The following is a 14617-nucleotide window of genomic DNA, read 5'->3' on the forward strand; positions in this document are numbered from 1 at the left end:
GATCATGCTTCAACGGCCACAGCGCGGCGACCCGTTCTGGATATGGATGCTCCACTGGTGGGACGTCATGTCCTGGACGATCATCGGACTGCTGGCCGTGATCACCGTCGCGGGAGACGCCCCCGGCACGGCCAAGTACGGGTCACTGGCGCTGCTGGCACTTCTCGGCATCTGTTACGGGGTCGTGCGCAGACGCCCTGGCAATCCGGTGCTCGGCGCGTACGCCTATCTGGCCCTGCTCATCCTCGTCCTGGGCGGACTCGCCTACCTCCGCGACGGCTTCGGGGTGCTGTACACGCTGGCGCTTCCACAGTTCGTGATCTTCGTGAACAGCTTGCGGTCCGCGATCGTCTACAGCGGCCTCGGCGCCGTGGCCATCACGGTCGGCGGCAGTCTGCGGGAAGGCTGGAACACCGATGTCCTCACCACCAACACCATCTCTTCGCTCGCCGTCTACGCGGTGAGCATCCTGATCGCCGTACTGACGCCCCGGGCCCTCGAACTGCGCGACGAACGCGCCCAGCTGCGCGCCGAATTGAAGAGCGCCCAGCTGAGCCTGGCCGAGGCGCACCGGCTCCAGGGCGCCGCAGAGGAGCGCGAGCGCCTCGCGCGGGAGATCCACGACACCCTCGCCCAGGGCTTCGCCTCCATCATCGCGCTGGCGGAGGCAGCCCGCTCCGGCCTCGAAACCGATGTCGAGAAGAGCGCCCAGCAGCTGCAGTCCATCGAGCAGACCGCCCGCGAGAACCTCGCCGAGGCGCGCGTCCTCGTCGGCTCGGCCCCCCAGAGCGGCGTGGCCCCCGGCTCGGCCGCCAGAACCCTGCGCCGGACCCTGGACCGGTTCGCCGAGGACACCGGATTCGCCGTCACCGCAGACCTGCCGGACATCGAGTGCGACCAGCGGACCCGGATCGCGCTGCTCCGCTGCACCCAGGAGTCCCTCGCCAACATCCGCAAGCACGCGGCGGCCTCCGCCGTCGACGTCGTCCTGGTGCAGCAGCCGTTCGGCATCGAGCTGGAAATCATCGACGACGGACGGGGCTTCGTGGTCGAGGAGTCCCAGGGCTTCGGACTCAACGGCATGCGCAAGCGCCTCGCCGAACTCGGCGGCGAACTCACCGTCACCAGCTCGGTCGGAGACGGCACCCGCGTCCTCGCCATGATTCCCACGAACGGTCAGGTGTGACATGACGACATCGGCAGACACGCTCCGCATCGTCCTCGCCGACGACCATACGGTGATGCGCGCCGGCCTGGTCGCGCTGCTGGCCTCCGAGCCCACCATCGACATCGTCGGCGAAGCCGGCGACGGCCGGGCCGCGGTCGAGCTGGTCAACCGCCTGGAGCCCGACCTGGCGCTGCTGGATCTGCGGATGCCGGTGCTCGACGGGGTGGGTGCCACCGCCGAGATCGTCGCGGGCCATCCGGGCACTCGCGTGCTGATCCTGACCACCTACGACACCGACACCGAGATCGAGCATGCCGTGGAGGCGGGCGCGACCGGCTATCTCCTCAAGGACGCCACCCGCGAACAGCTCGTCGAAGCCATTCATTCGGCTTCCCGGGGCGAAACCGTCCTGGCCCCGCGCGTCGCGCAGCGTCTGGTGGCCAAGATGCGGCAGCCCGCGCCGGTGACGCTCACCGCGCGCGAGGTGGACGTGCTGGATGCCGTCGCCGACGGCCTGTCCAATCCGGAGATCGGCAAGCGCCTCGTCATCTCCGAGGCCACGGTGAAAACCCATCTGCTCCGGATCTTCGCCAAGTTGGACGTCAGCGACCGCACGCGCGCGGTCGTGGTGGCCCTGGAAGGGGGCCTGCTGGACCGGCGTTAGCCCACCGGCGGGGGTGGACGGACTCGGTGGACGGAATCGGTGGACGGACTACCCGCCGCGTCAGCGAATGCGGGCCCGCGCCACTCGCGTACCACCGCGTGGCAACCAGGTCTCGGGCATTCCGGACCTGCCGCGTGCGGTGCGGCCCCGCGGCGGGGGTGCGTCAGCTCTGTGCGGTGTCGTCGCCCGTCTGCCCGGCGCCCTCGGCCGTGCCCGTCTTCTCGCGCATCTTGCGCACCAGCTCCGCCTTCCGGTCGGCGGCGTCCTGACGGTCGAGGTTGCGGTGCGGACCGTTGTTCTGCCGTTCGGCGCGGGAAAGCCGCTTGCGCTGGCCGCCGCCCTGGCCCACGGGGTTGTTGATGTTCTTGCTGTCGGTCACGGGTTCTCCCGGTGATGAGGTGAAGTGCTCTACGGATCCATCGGTGGGTCACGGGCAGGGCGACGTCCAAGGGCGTCGGCAGGGGCCCGTCACGCCCTCACTCGTGAATCGGCTTCTGGAAGAACATGACAAGGACGTTACCCGGTCCCGCCGGCCCCGCGCGCCAGGCTTTTCGCCGGGGCGGCCTCCCTCGCCGCGACCCGCCGTCCCTCCCCGACACCGTCCGGCCGCCGGAACGCTGCACCCGGAGCGGGTGAATACCTGTGGTCGCGGTCCCAGGATTTGGCGAGCCCCGCGGGGAGAGTTTTTGTCGGCAACACGCGGAGAAATTCCGGAAACGCACAGGACGCGACGGCATGCTACTGTCGAACTCAGTTGCAGTTTTGGTACCCAAGAACTTCAGGCACTTCTCGTCCGGCCCCACGCCGCACGGAAGCGCTTTGTATTTCCGGTCATTTTCCGGGCAGGGCATCATCGCGGCGACACGGCGTCCGTACGGTACGGACGCCGGTGTACTGCCCAAAGGAGATATGACATGGCTGCTGGCACCGTCAAGTGGTTCAACGCGGAAAAGGGCTTCGGCTTCATCGAGCAGGACGGTGGCGGTCCGGACGTGTTCGCCCACTACTCGAACATCGCCTCCCAGGGCTTCCGCGAGCTGCAGGAAGGCCAGAAGGTCACCTTCGACATCGCGCAGGGCCAGAAGGGCCCGACGGCCGAGAACATCGTCTCCGCCTGACGCCTGCGCAACATTCGTGGCTGGGGCCCGCATCCCTCGGGGTGCGGGCCCCAGCCGCATACATTCCACAGGGCTTTCGACCGCATCTGCGCCTCCCGCATTTCTTTCGGTCCCCGCTCCTGCGCGTCGACAATTCTCTGTCGCGAGCCAAGCCGATCGCTTTCGCATTCCATTCGGCCCGTGCCCGTGATTCCCAGCGCTGCCCATTCGCTGTCGGAGATCCTCGATACGCGCCGTATCAAGGAAGGTTCTCCATGAACCCCGCACGCACGAACAGCCGATCGTCCCGCGCCCGCCGCCACGGCGGCGGCCACGCGTACGGCACCGCCGCCGGTTCGGGCCGGAGCAGTCGCGTCGGTTCGTCCGCGCCGAGCCGTTCGGGAGCGCCGAGCCGCTCCGGCGGCCACGGCCGGCGGTCCGCCCCTCAGGGGGAGTTCGCCCTGCCGAAGACGGTCACCCCGGCGCTGCCCGCCGTCGAGACGTTCGCCGGCCTCGACCTGCCGAAGGCCCTGCTGGCCGCGCTCACCGCGCAGGGCGTGTCCGTGCCGTTCCCCATCCAGGGTGCGACGCTGCCGAACTCCCTGGCAGGCCGTGACGTCCTGGGCCGCGGCCGGACCGGCTCGGGCAAGACCCTCGCCTTCGGCCTGGCCCTGCTGGCCCGCACGGCCGGACGGCTCGCAGAGCCGCGTCAGCCACTGGCGCTGATCCTGGTCCCCACCCGGGAACTCGCCCAGCAGGTCACCGACGCCCTCACCCCCTACGCCCGCGCCGTGAGGCTGCGGATGGCCACCGTCGTCGGCGGGATGCCGATCGGCCGGCAGGCGAACGCGCTGCGCGGGGGCGCCGAAGTCGTCGTGGCCACCCCCGGCCGGCTCAAGGACCTCATCGACCGTGGTGACTGCCGGCTGGACCAGGTCGCGATCACCGTGCTGGACGAGGCCGACCAGATGGCCGACATGGGCTTCATGCCCCAGGTCACCGCGCTCCTGGACCAGGTCCGCCCCGAGGGCCAGCGCATGCTGTTCTCCGCGACCCTGGACCGCAACGTCGACCTCCTGGTCCGCCGCTACCTCGCCGACCCGGTCGTCCACTCCGTGGACCCCTCCCAGGGTGCGGTCACCACGATGGAGCACCACGTCCTGCACGTGCAGGGCGCCGACAAGCACCGGCTGACAACGGAGATCGCGGCCCGTGACGGCCGGGTGATCATGTTTCTGGACACCAAGCACGCGGTGGACCGCCTCACCGAGGACCTCCTCGGCTGCGGTGTCCGGGCCGCCGCCCTGCACGGCGGGAAGTCGCAGCCCCAGCGCACCCGCACCCTGGCCTGGTTCAAGACCGGCCACGTCACCGTCCTGGTCGCGACGAACGTCGCGGCGCGCGGCATCCACGTCGACAACCTCGACCTCGTCGTCAACGTGGACCCGCCGACCGACCACAAGGACTACCTCCACCGCGGCGGCCGTACCGCGCGGGCCGGCGAGTCCGGGAGCGTCGTCACCCTGGTCACACCCCAGCAGCGCCGCGGCATGACCCGCCTCATGACGGACGCCGGCATCGTGCCCCGTACCACCCAGGCCCGTTCCGGCGATGAGGAGTTCCGCCGGATCACGGGCGCCCAGGCCCCGTCCGGCATCCCCGTGACGGTCACCGCGCCGCCCGCCGAGCGGCGCAAGCGCGGCGCGACCACCCGCGGTCGGCGCAGCCCCGCCGCGGCCGTCCGGCGCGTCAGCGGGCGGCGGCCCGCCTTCGACGCGGCGCCCTGAGCACCCCGTGACCCGGAATCCGACCCCCTCTGCAGGAGGCACGTGGTGACACCGTTCCAGACGCAGTTCCCCCCGCCCCCCACCGCCCCCGCGCCCAGGACGGAGACCGACGCCATGGATACGGGAGGACTCCGGGTCTGCGACGACATGACCGTCGAGGTGGCCCTGGCCGTCATGGCCGGCGCCCGCGCCGGGCGCCTGCTCGTCTGCGACGACGACGACCTGTGCACCGGGCTGGTCACCCGGGTCCAGCTCGCCGCCGTCCGCGACAGCTCCGTCTACACGGACCGTCTCCGGCTGCGCGACGTCCCCGGCGGCGGGCCGCTCACCCCTCCGCCCCGGCGGCCGAGCACGCCGCGCGCCACCACCGGCTGCCTGTCCGGCGCGTCATGAACGAACGGGACGGCACCCCGGGCGCTCCCGGGCCCGCTCTCGTCCCCGTCCTCGCCCGAACCGCCCCACCACGGCGGAAACCCACCTCTCCCTCCCCTTGTGAGGCATCGTGCGCTGTGTCATCGCCCGCTTCCCCTTCGACCTCACCAAGAGCGGCGTCCTGGACTCCATGAAGGGCGTCAAGCCCGAGGAGATCAGCGGCGAGTCCGTGATCATCGGCCGCCGCGCCTACCCCGTCAAGCAGGTCGGCCAGGTCATCACCGGTCAGGACCGCCGCGACTTCAGCGCGGGTGAGGTCCTCCGGGCCATGACCAAGCTCGGTTTCACCTGTCGCGGCCTCCCCCAGACGCCCGCACCGCCCCGCGCCTCCGACTCGCTCCAGCGTGCCTCGGAACTGCTCGGCACCTCGGAGGCGGCCTGCGCGTGAGCGTGGGCTGACACCTCGAACAACCGGGAGGGCCCGGTCGGCACATGCCGACCGGGCCCTCCCGCGTATCGGTGGCCTTCCCGCCGTGACGCATGCCGGTCGCCCGGCCGCGCCTCACTGGTCGAGGCCGATTACCTCACGGCCGGACATCCAAAAATCTATGTCGGCCAGAGTAGACATTGGGCTCTGGCACGCCTAAGGTTTCTCTTGTAGCCCAGAAAGACAATGGGGCCTGGCAGAGACGAACTGCCGGCCGGTAGTGCACGCAGTACAGCAGGACGGTACGGCGGTGGAGCTTCGAAGCCAGGTTTTTCGCAGGACGGCGACGGGGCTGACGGCCGGACCGGGTGGCCCGCAGTGATCAGGGGCCGCCGACACGGGACCGCGGTCATGGCAGAGGCGGTACTCGTGAAGCAGTTCGCAACACCAGCAGTACGCAGTACGCAGTACCCCGTGTAAGCAGTTGATCACTGAGGAAGAACGGAGGAACCCGCGCCATCTGGATCGCCCGGGCAGAACTCTTGGGCCCGGGTACCGCAGGACATCGATAGTGAGGTGGTCTCCGGTCAAGCAACCGCGATCCCCGCACCCCCGACAGCAGGCAGGTCGGGACGGCGGACACAGAAGGCCGGCGCAGTATCAGGGCCGGCAGGTGGTGTAGTAGTTCCTTCGGGGCCCTGGTGCCGTACGGCACCAGGGCCCCTCGACGCGTTCCGCAGAGAGGTGCAAATGACAGCAGACGACTCGTACGACCGTCTCGACGACGACGACTACCCCGCCTACACGATGGGCCGGGCCGCCGAAATGATCGGCACCACCCAGAGCTTCCTCCGCGCCATCGGTGAAGCCCGCCTGATCACTCCGCTGCGCTCCGAGGGCGGCCACCGCCGCTACTCCCGCTACCAGCTGCGCATCGCGGCCCGCGCCCGGGAACTCGTCGACCAGGGAACCCCCATCGAGGCCGCCTGCCGCATCATCGTCCTGGAAGACCAGCTCGAAGAGGCCCAGCGCATCAACGCCGAGTACCGCCGCGCAGCGACTCGACAGTCCGACCACCCCGTAGCCGACTGAAGCGGCTCCAGGCGATCGGTGGGCACCGCCCCGTACGCGAGACGCCGTGTGATCACCACCGGGCAGCGACCGGACGATCCCTCCGTCTCTCCCCGCACGTCAGTGGAACCCGCCGGCTCGGAGGAGTACGGGTCGGCGGTATCCCGCCACCCGTCCGCGCCGCCGGGCTCCGTCGTCGTGCCGACGTGTCAGCTCGGTGCCGGCAGCGCGTCCGGTTCGGACAGGGACTCCGCGTCGAGGCGGAGGGCCGCCGCCGCGATGTCGTCCTCCACATGGGCCACCGACGAGGCGCCGGGGATCGGCAGGACCACCGGAGACCGGGTCATCGTCCAGGCGAGTTCGACCCGGGCCGGAGTGGCTCCGTGCCGGGCGGCGATCCGGGCGAGCGGCTCGGCCGGCTCGGGACGGCCCAGGGTCTCCGGGGAGAAGAAGGGCACGAACGCGATGCCCTGCCGGGTGCAGGCATCGAGGACGTCCGGGTTCCGGCGGTGGAAGAGGCCGTACATGTTCTGCACCGCCGCCACCGGCGCGATCCGGGTGGGGTCGCGGCTGCCCAGTGGGCCCCGCGGCGGGTTGTGGCAGCGGGCCTGCGGGATGAGTGCCACCGGTCATGACCTGCGCCACGATCGGGCGCGGGTCGGCCGCACACCCGTCCGGAGCGCTCCCGCCGCCCCCCCCTACGACCGGGGCATCTGATCCTCACGCCGTTCGGTTCGATACAGGTCCAGGGACTCCGGATCGTGGATCGTCGACATCGACTGCTATCTCGAAGCCCGAGGTCGATCCGAAGGTGGCGACGTTTCCCGACAGCTGAATCCGATCAAACGGATTGGATTCCATGAAGAACGCGGAGTACCCGGCTCGGTTCAAGGCCGGGAGCGAGTTCGCCGTTGTTCCCCCGGAGAAGACGACGCCCGAGCGGCGCCAGGAACCGGCGGCACGGTACAACGGTGGACCGTACGGGCAGGCCTGCGGACGGGGCTTCGCCAAGGGCCCCGACGACGCGAAGGGGGCTCTCCAGTGATGTCCGATCGGCCCGACGTCGCCGGGACGGCCGGTGACGACGGCTGTCTGCGAGGGTGAGGGCAGACGTGCGCACCAACCAGTGGATGAGGAAGCTCCTCGCGGGCGCGGACCTGGTCGGTCTGTCCTCGTCGGACATCCCCCCGGTGTTCCAGGAGGTCGTCGAGCGAGGCTGGTCGGTGACGGGGAGCGGCGCGCGGGTGCTGACCGGTCTCCGCCCCGGCACGGCGGGGTCCTCCTTCGACCGGCTGGCGGAGGAGACCACGATCAACGGCCGTGGGATGACGGACTACGACCTCTCCACCGAGCCCGCCGCCACGGACGAACGCGCGAACGTGCTGCTGCGCCGATGCCTCGCGTACGCCGCCGGCTGCCTGCGGGCAGCGCAGGATCACTTCGGCGACGACGGGGTGCGGGCGTACGTCTCGCTGTCCCCGGGCGGGCTCGACGACGACCTCCTGACCGCCCAGGTCACGTTCTGCACACCACTGCCGGACACCGCCCCCTACATCGCCGGCCTCGAACAGGTCCAGGATGCCGCCGTGGCGGAGCTCTCCGTACGTGACTGCCCGGGCGGGAAAACGGCATGACGGGCGGCCGTGCCGCAGCGGGCCGGTAGGCGGCGGTGAGCAGGGGGCAACAGCGGGTTCGATTCCCGTCGTCCGCCCTTCTGCGAAGCCCCGGGGCGGAGACCCGGGGCTTCGTCGTCGTCCGGAAGGACGCCGTGACCTCGGCGGTGTCACGGGAGCGGAGGCCCCCACCAGGTCGAGGGCGCCGCGACGGTGTAACCCAGCGACTCGTACAGCGGCCTGCCCAGCTTCGAGGCGGTGAGGGTGACCGGCAGGTCCGCCAGGTGGGCGAGGGAGCCGAGCATGACGGCCCGGCCCACGCCACGCGACCGGAACGCCGACGACGTGCCGACCCAGTAATGGCTGCCGACTCCGTCGTCCACGACGCTGACGGAGGCTCCCGCGGGCACGCCGTCGTGCAGGGCGACGAACACGTCCACGCCCGGCTGCTCGATCAGCGCCGTCGGGAACAGCTCGCCGGGGCGGTAGGGGGTGAATCCGTCCAGCTCGAAGCCCTCGATCACGATCTGCTCGGCCGCCTGGAGGTCCTCGGGCCGCCGTACCCGGATCACGTCGAGCGCCGGTTCGCCGACGGGCCCGGGCGGGCGCAGCATGACCGGCATCTGCCAGCTGCGCAGGCCCAGGTGGTCCAGGTCGGTCGAGCTGAACGGGTCCTCGGCGAGCACCGGACCCGCGGCCCGGCGGGTCAGCTCGCTCACCTCGGCCAGCTCGGCCGGGTCGAGGTCGGGCTCCTGGATCAGGATGCGCAGGCCGGCGCGCTCGTCGCCGTCGACCGCGACGAATCCTCGGCGCCGGATGACCTCATGCCCCCGGCATCGGCCGGTGGCGATCCAAAGAGCGGCGGAGTTACGGGCCTGAAGCACCGGCGCCTCGGCCAAGGCCACGGGCCCGGGCCGGTCGGCCGAAGTGGATCTTGTCGTCATTGTGCCTACGGTACTGCCCAACTGCCCCTTCACACAGGCCGATTACCCGCGGGCCGACCGGTCCGCCTCCGGACAGGCCGCCCGGCGAGCACAGGCGGCGCCATGTTCCGTACCGGCGGAGGAGGCGTCGCCCCGGCCGGTGGTCCGTGCCGGGCAGAGCGCGGGCGGCGCGGCACGGGGCCGCGACCGGCCCCCGCTCCGGTCGTGGCCCCGCCCGTGCGGGTGGTCGGGTCGGTCACGCTCCGCAGGACGGCGCCCCGCTGCCGGTACCGAGCTGGATGAGGGCCGGTGCCGGGGCGCAGCAGCCGCCGCTCTCCGCCGGCTGCTCCGTGTCCGGCTGGTCGAAGAGGCCGGCACCGCCGCAGACTCCGGTCTCCGGGAGGACGAGTTCGACGCGCTCCGCGGACTCGTGGTCGCCGGCGATCGCGGCGACGACGGAGCGGACCTGCTCGTAGCCGGTGAGGGCGAGGAAGGTGGGGGCGCGGCCGTAGGACTTCATGCCGACCAGGTACACGCCCTGCTCCGGGTGCGACAGCTCCTTCACGCCGTGCGGGTACACGGTGCCGCAGGAGTGCTGGTTGGGGTCGATGAGCGGGGCGAGTTCCACGGGGGCCTGGAGGCGCTCGTCGAGGCCGAGGCGCAGCTCGTCCAGGAACGACAGGTCGGGGCGGAAGCCGGTGAGGACGATGACCTCGTCGACCGGGTCGAGGCGCCGGCCGTCCTCGGCCACGAGGATCAGGCGACCGTCGCCGTCGCGCTCGATCGCCTCCGTGCGGAAGCCGGTGACGGCGTCGGCGTGGCCCTCGTCGACGGCGGCCTTGGCCGCGAGACCGAGGGCGCCGCGGGCCGGGAGCCGGTCGGCGGCGCCGCCGCCGAAGGTCGAGCCGGAAAGGCCGCGCCGCAGGATCCAGGTGGTGTGCGTGCCGGTGCCGTCCGGCGACTTCGCGAGGTCGGCGAGGGCGGCGAGGGCGGTGAAGGCGGAGGCGCCGGAGCCGATCACGGCGGTACGCCTGCCCGCGTGACGGGCGCGGGTGGCGGGGTCGTCGAGGTCGGGGACGCGGTAGGAGACGCGGTCGGCGGCGGCGCGCTCGCCGAGGGCGGGCAGGCCGTCGCCGCCGGCCGGGCCCGGGACGGCCCAGGTGCCGGAGGCGTCGATGACGGCGTCGGCGAGGATCTTCTCCTCGCGGCCGTCGGCGTACCGCACGTGGACGGTGAACGGCTGGGTCTCGCGGTCGGCGTCGACGATCCGGTCCCGGCCGGTGCGGGAGACGCCGGTGACCCGCGCGCCGAGGCGGACGCGGTTGCCGAGGACGTCGGCGAGCGGCCGCAGGTACCGCTCGGCCCAGTCGCCGCCCGTCGGGTAGGTCTTCGCGTCCGGCTTGACCCAGCCGGTCGGGGCGAGGAGCTTCTCGGCGGCCGGGTCCGTGACCTCGCCCCAGGTGGAGAACAGCCGGACGTGCGCCCACTCGCGCACCGCCGCGCCGGCGGCCGGTCCGGCCTCCAGGACCAGCGGTTCGAGGCCGCGGTCGACGAGGTGGGCGGCGGCGGCCAGGCCCGCGGGCCCGGCGCCGATCACGAGGACGGGCAGTTGGTCGGTGGCGGTGGCGTTCACGACGGTTCCCCTCTTTGTTTCGACGTCTGTCGATGTCTTACGAGCTCAGAATGACACCTGCATCGACAGCCGTCAACATAGACATTCATCGAAATTGCGAGCTGATCGGCCCTCTAGGAGACTGGTTCGACATGTGTCAACATAGATGCATGTCGAATGCCGCCGCGTTGCCGCTGCTCCAGCCGGACGCCGCTCCCTGCTGCCCGCCGTTGGCCGAGCGCCCGTTGACCGCCGAGGAAGCCGAGCGGACGGCGAAGATGTTCAAGGCGCTCGGCGACCCCGTCCGCCTGCGACTGTTCTCCGCCGTCGCCTCGCACGAGGGCGGCGAGGCGTGCGTGTGCGACATCTCCGACGTCGGCGTCTCGCAGCCCACGGTGTCCCATCACCTGAAGAAGCTGAAGGAGGCCGGGCTGCTTTCCTCCGAGCGGCGCGGCACCTGGGTGTACTACCGGGTCGAGCCCGCCGTACTGGCCGCCATGGGGCAGCTGCTGACCAAGGCGGCCGCCGCGTGACCACCTCCGCCCGGGTGGTGCCACTCACGGCGGCGCACGCCGGGGAAGTGATCGCCATCTACCAGGCCGGCATCGACGAGGGCGACGCCACGTTCGAGACCACCGCCCCCACGTGGGCGGAGTTCGACGCGGCCAAGCTGCCCGAGCACCGTTTCGCCGCCGTGGACGCGGCCGGCCGCGTCCTCGGCTGGGTCGCCGCCACCAAGGTCTCCGACCGGTGCGCGTACGCCGGCGTCGTCGAGCACTCCGTCTACGTCCATCCCGACGCCCGGGGCCGGGGCGTCGCCTCCGCGCTGCTGAAGGCGCTGGTCGACTCGACCGAGGCGGCGGGGATCTGGACCGTCCAGTCCGGCATCTTCCCCGAGAACGCCGCCAGCCTCGCCGTCCATGAGCGGGCCGGCTTCCGGGTGGTCGGCACCCGCGAGCGCATCGGTCACCGGAACGGCGCCTGGCGCGACGTCGTGCTGGTCGAGCGGCGCAGCCCCGCCGTCCCCTAGGGCCTGTCGTCACCTTCCCGTCGTCTCCTAGGGCCTGTCGTCACCTTCCCGTCGTCGCCCGAAGGGCGGGCCCCGCGGCGGCGCGGACGGGCGGGACGGCGACGGTGCCGCCGATCACCACCGCGCCCGTACGGCTCATGCCGAGGGGGTCTCGCCGTCGGCCTTGCCGCGCATGAAGATCACGGCGACGAGCGCCAGACCCACCACCGCGCCGATCAGCTGCATGCCGACGAAGCCGGGGACCGAGGCGGGGGCGATGCCGGCGAAGGTGTCCGTGAAGGCACGGCCGATCGTCACCGCCGGGTTCGCGAACGAGGTGGAGGAGGTGAACCAGTAGGCGGCGCCGATGTACGAGGCGACGGCGACGGGCGCGAAGCGGAGCCGGTCCGTACGGGCCAGGCCGAAGATCAGCAGGATGAGGCCGGCGGTCGCGACGACCTCGCCCAGCAGCAGGTTTCCGGCCGAGCGGTCGTGCGTGGACCACTTCACCAGCGGCTCGCCGAACATCGCGTCGGCCAGGACCGCGCCCGCGATCCCGCCCACGATCTGGGCCGGTATGTAAGCGGCGAGCTCACGTGCGTCCACTCCGTCGCCGCCCCGACGCGCCGACCACCACTCCGCCAGGCTGACCGCCGGGTTGAAGTGGGCGCCCGAGACCGGGCCGAGGAGGGCGATGAGGACGCCGAGGCCGAAGACCGTGGCGAGTGAGTTCGCGAGGAGCTGGAGGCCCACGTCCTTCGTCAGCTCGGTGGCCTGGATGCCGGAGCCGACGACGATCGCGACCAGTGCGGCGGTGCCGACGAGCTCGGCGGCGACGCGGGGCGCGAGGGGCGGGCGGGCCGGGGAGGCCGGGGTGGTGATGGCCGTCGGCAGCGCCGGCTCCGGAGTGGTGGTCACGAGGGTCCTCTGTGGTGTGGGTGGTTCGTCAGGGGCAGGAGCGCTTGATGTTCGCCTCGGCCGTGAGGCGCGCCAGCTGGGCGAGACCGGCGAACTGGTCCGCCAGCGACCCGATGACCTCGGGCCTCAGCCGGTAGTACGTGAAGCGGCCGCACGGTTCGGTCTCGACGACGCCCGCCTCGCGCAGGACCTTCAGGTGGTTGGACAGGTTGGTCTGCTTCGCTCCGGTCTCCTCGACCAGGTGCGAGGTGCACAGGGTCTCGCGGGCGAGCAGGGTCACGATCCGGAGCCTGAGCGGGTCGGCCAGGACCCGCATCAACTCAGTGTCGACTGACGTCAGCATGGACTGATACTGTCACATCAGCGAGGGCTGATACGAGTCCGGGTCGCGCCCTGCCCGTCACGAAGGAAGTATCGATGCCCGACACCCCGCTCGCCTCCGTGCTCTTCGTCTGCGTCCACAACGCCGGACGCTCCCAGATGGCCGCCGGATTCCTGCGCCACCTGGCCGGAGACCGCGTCGAGGTCCGCTCCGCGGGCTCCCTCCCGGGCGACCGGGTCAACCCGTCCGCCGTGGCCGCCATGGCCGAGCTGGGCGTCGACATCTCCGACCAGCAGCCGAAGGTCCTCACCGTCGAGGCCGCCAAGGCGTCGGACTACGTCATCACCATGGGCTGCGGCGACGCCTGCCCGTACTTCCCCGGCAAGACCTACCTCGACTGGCAGTTGGAGGACCCCGCCGGCCAGGGCGTCGAGGCCGTCCGCCCCATCCGCGACGAGATCAGGACCCTCGTCGAGGGCCTGGTCGCCGACATCGACGCCAGGAGGGCGTGACCGGCGCCGCCCTCATCGGATCCGGCCCCGCCGACACCGACCGGTCGATCACGCAGACCACCGTCTCCCGGGCGAGGCCCCGGGGCAGCGGCCCGAGGCCTCGTCGTCGTCCGGCCCCACGCCCCGCACGAGACAGCCGGGGACGGACGGCGCCGCCCGGGCGAGAGGGACGCGGGCGATCGCTCAGCCGTCGGCAGCGGTCACCGCCCACTCGGGGCTGTACGGCCCGTACGAGACGCTCTCCTGCTCCTCGTCCTCGACCCGCGTCCCGGTGTCGTCGGTGAGCCAGTAGCGCTCCGTCTCCGCCTCGCCGCCCCAGAGGCCCTCGAAGCCGTCCGGGCCGGTGATGCGGGTGCGGGCGTACGGCGCCCAGTCGTCGCCCTTCGCCTTCCACAACTGGAACTTCACCGGCCGGCCGAAGTCCGCCGGCACGGCGATGGTGCACGTGTCCGTGCCGCCCGCCTCGAAGTCGTCGTGGTCAGGGGTGTCGAGGACCGTCCACGGCGACGTGCGGCCCTCCGCGTCCGTCAGGCGGCCCTGCACATCGCAGTCCGTACCGGCGCCGTCCGCGTCGGAGGTCCGGATGGTGACGTGGTAGCCGCCGCCTCGCGCGCCGCCTCCGCCCGTGGCCGGTGCCCCGCTCGGAGCGGCCTTCACGCCCTCCCCGTCCGCCGCCGCTTCCGGAACAGCTCCCTCCCGGCCGGAGACGAGTCCGCCGACCGACAGACCGACGCCCGCACACGCCAGCAGCACGGCACCGGCGACCGCCGCCCGGGCGGGAGCCCGACGGCGCCGGGCGGGGCCGGAGACGGGCGGGTGCGGGTCGTCGATCCGGGGCAGGGGCCTGGTCGACGTCACCTCGTCGGGCAGAGCGGCGGACCCCCCGGCCGCCGCCGGGTGCGGGAAGCGCGGGATGACCTCGGTGGCCTCCGGGTCGCCCTCCCCCGGCCACCGGTCCTGGCCCGTGCCGTACCGAAACTCCCTCATCCGAACCCCCGCAGCACTGGATCGCGTCAAAACGCCGGGGAGCGTAACCGACGGTCACACCATCATGATCCACGTGCCCATCCTTCGGACCCGGCGCGCCCCTCCCGGGGTGACGGTCGGCTCGGCAAGCCCCCT

General features: G+C 71.9%; 19 protein-coding genes. 12 read left to right on the forward strand and 7 right to left on the reverse strand.

What is annotated here, in order from left to right; translation table 11 throughout:
- Positions 1–4 precede the first annotated feature (4 nt).
- Together ABZ318_RS21415 and ABZ318_RS21420 are read left to right on the forward strand one after the other, a co-directional pair.
- A complete protein-coding gene (locus ABZ318_RS21415; RefSeq protein ID WP_356904067.1) occupies positions 5–1186 on the forward strand; it encodes a sensor histidine kinase in 1182 nt (393 codons plus the stop codon).
- Between the two features lies 1 nt (position 1187).
- Positions 1188–1832 carry a response regulator transcription factor gene (locus tag ABZ318_RS21420; protein ID WP_356904068.1) on the forward strand — a complete coding sequence of 215 codons (645 nt, stop codon included), beginning with the start codon at positions 1188–1190 and terminating at the stop codon, positions 1830–1832.
- Positions 1833–1995: 163 nt separating this feature from the next.
- Here the strand turns inward: ABZ318_RS21420 and ABZ318_RS21425 are convergent, their stop codons facing one another.
- Positions 1996–2211 carry a DUF6243 family protein gene (locus ABZ318_RS21425; RefSeq protein ID WP_356904069.1) on the reverse strand — a complete coding sequence of 72 codons (216 nt, stop codon included), beginning with the start codon at positions 2209–2211 and terminating at the stop codon, positions 1996–1998.
- 535 nt (positions 2212–2746) lie between these two features.
- On the opposite strand from ABZ318_RS21425, the gene ABZ318_RS21430 reads away from it, so the two are divergent.
- The 5 genes from ABZ318_RS21430 (at position 2747) to ABZ318_RS21450 (ending at position 6607) form a co-directional block, all read left to right on the forward strand.
- A complete protein-coding gene (locus ABZ318_RS21430) occupies positions 2747–2950 on the forward strand; it encodes a cold-shock protein (RefSeq protein ID WP_033202321.1) in 204 nt (67 codons plus the stop codon).
- 254 nt (positions 2951–3204) lie between these two features.
- Positions 3205–4716, forward strand: a complete 1512-nt coding sequence (locus ABZ318_RS21435; protein ID WP_356904071.1) for a DEAD/DEAH box helicase — start codon at positions 3205–3207, stop codon at positions 4714–4716.
- 114 nt (positions 4717–4830) lie between these two features.
- Positions 4831–5109, forward strand: coding sequence for a CBS domain-containing protein (locus tag ABZ318_RS21440; protein ID WP_356904072.1), 279 nt, complete (start codon positions 4831–4833; stop codon positions 5107–5109).
- A 109-nt stretch (positions 5110–5218) separates the two neighbouring features.
- The gene (locus ABZ318_RS21445) at positions 5219–5536 is read left to right on the forward strand and encodes an SCO5918 family protein (protein ID WP_356904074.1); all 318 of its coding nucleotides are present in this window, start codon (positions 5219–5221) and stop codon (positions 5534–5536) included.
- Between the two features lie 729 nt (positions 5537–6265).
- Positions 6266–6607, forward strand: a complete 342-nt coding sequence (locus ABZ318_RS21450) for a MerR family transcriptional regulator (protein WP_356904075.1) — start codon at positions 6266–6268, stop codon at positions 6605–6607.
- A gap of 188 nt (positions 6608–6795) precedes the next feature.
- Here the strand turns inward: ABZ318_RS21450 and ABZ318_RS21455 are convergent, their stop codons facing one another.
- Positions 6796–7212 (reverse strand): aldo/keto reductase, encoded by a 417-nt coding sequence (locus ABZ318_RS21455; RefSeq protein ID WP_356904076.1) that lies wholly within the window; start codon positions 7210–7212, stop codon positions 6796–6798.
- 233 nt (positions 7213–7445) lie between these two features.
- Here ABZ318_RS21455 and ABZ318_RS21460 point away from each other — a divergent pair, with 233 nt between their 5' ends.
- Together ABZ318_RS21460 and ABZ318_RS21465 are read left to right on the forward strand one after the other, a co-directional pair.
- The gene (locus ABZ318_RS21460) at positions 7446–7631 is read left to right on the forward strand and encodes a hypothetical protein (RefSeq protein ID WP_356904077.1); all 186 of its coding nucleotides are present in this window, start codon (positions 7446–7448) and stop codon (positions 7629–7631) included.
- 67 nt (positions 7632–7698) lie between these two features.
- On the forward strand, positions 7699–8220 hold the full coding sequence (locus tag ABZ318_RS21465; protein ID WP_356904079.1) for a hypothetical protein: 522 nt from the start codon (positions 7699–7701) through the stop codon (positions 8218–8220).
- A 149-nt stretch (positions 8221–8369) separates the two neighbouring features.
- Here the strand turns inward: ABZ318_RS21465 and ABZ318_RS21470 are convergent, their stop codons facing one another.
- Entirely contained in the window at positions 8370–9143 is a 774-nt protein-coding gene (locus ABZ318_RS21470) for a GNAT family N-acetyltransferase (RefSeq protein WP_356904080.1), read from the reverse strand.
- Positions 9144–9378: 235 nt separating this feature from the next.
- Complete coding sequence (locus ABZ318_RS21475; protein ID WP_356904081.1) at positions 9379–10755, reverse strand: NAD(P)-binding domain-containing protein; 1377 nt, start codon at positions 10753–10755, stop codon at positions 9379–9381.
- 149 nt (positions 10756–10904) lie between these two features.
- Between ABZ318_RS21475 and ABZ318_RS21480 the strand changes: the two genes are divergently transcribed.
- Entirely contained in the window at positions 10905–11267 is a 363-nt protein-coding gene (locus ABZ318_RS21480) for a metalloregulator ArsR/SmtB family transcription factor (RefSeq protein WP_356904082.1), read from the forward strand.
- Positions 11264–11764: an N-acetyltransferase family protein gene (locus ABZ318_RS21485; protein ID WP_356904083.1), complete on the forward strand. Its 501-nt coding sequence runs from the start codon at positions 11264–11266 to the stop codon at positions 11762–11764. Before ABZ318_RS21480 ends, ABZ318_RS21485 begins: the two co-directional genes overlap by 4 nt.
- Positions 11765–11899: 135 nt before the next feature.
- Here the strand turns inward: ABZ318_RS21485 and ABZ318_RS21490 are convergent, their stop codons facing one another.
- Both ABZ318_RS21490 and ABZ318_RS21495 read right to left on the reverse strand, forming a co-directional pair.
- Positions 11900–12661 (reverse strand): MIP/aquaporin family protein, encoded by a 762-nt coding sequence (locus ABZ318_RS21490; RefSeq protein WP_356904084.1) that lies wholly within the window; start codon positions 12659–12661, stop codon positions 11900–11902.
- Between the two features lie 28 nt (positions 12662–12689).
- Positions 12690–13004 (reverse strand): metalloregulator ArsR/SmtB family transcription factor, encoded by a 315-nt coding sequence (locus ABZ318_RS21495; RefSeq protein WP_356904085.1) that lies wholly within the window; start codon positions 13002–13004, stop codon positions 12690–12692.
- A 74-nt stretch (positions 13005–13078) separates the two neighbouring features.
- On the opposite strand from ABZ318_RS21495, the gene ABZ318_RS21500 reads away from it, so the two are divergent.
- Positions 13079–13495 carry an arsenate reductase ArsC gene (locus tag ABZ318_RS21500; protein WP_356904086.1) on the forward strand — a complete coding sequence of 139 codons (417 nt, stop codon included), beginning with the start codon at positions 13079–13081 and terminating at the stop codon, positions 13493–13495.
- 183 nt (positions 13496–13678) lie between these two features.
- Here the strand turns inward: ABZ318_RS21500 and ABZ318_RS21505 are convergent, their stop codons facing one another.
- Positions 13679–14482 (reverse strand): PLAT/LH2 domain-containing protein, encoded by an 804-nt coding sequence (locus ABZ318_RS21505; RefSeq protein WP_356904087.1) that lies wholly within the window; start codon positions 14480–14482, stop codon positions 13679–13681.
- Positions 14483–14617: the final 135 nt, after the last annotated feature.

Origin of the sequence: Streptomyces sp. NPDC006197, from assembly GCF_040613865.1 — a bacterium.
In the GTDB taxonomy this organism is placed as follows: domain Bacteria; phylum Actinomycetota; class Actinomycetes; order Streptomycetales; family Streptomycetaceae; genus Streptomyces.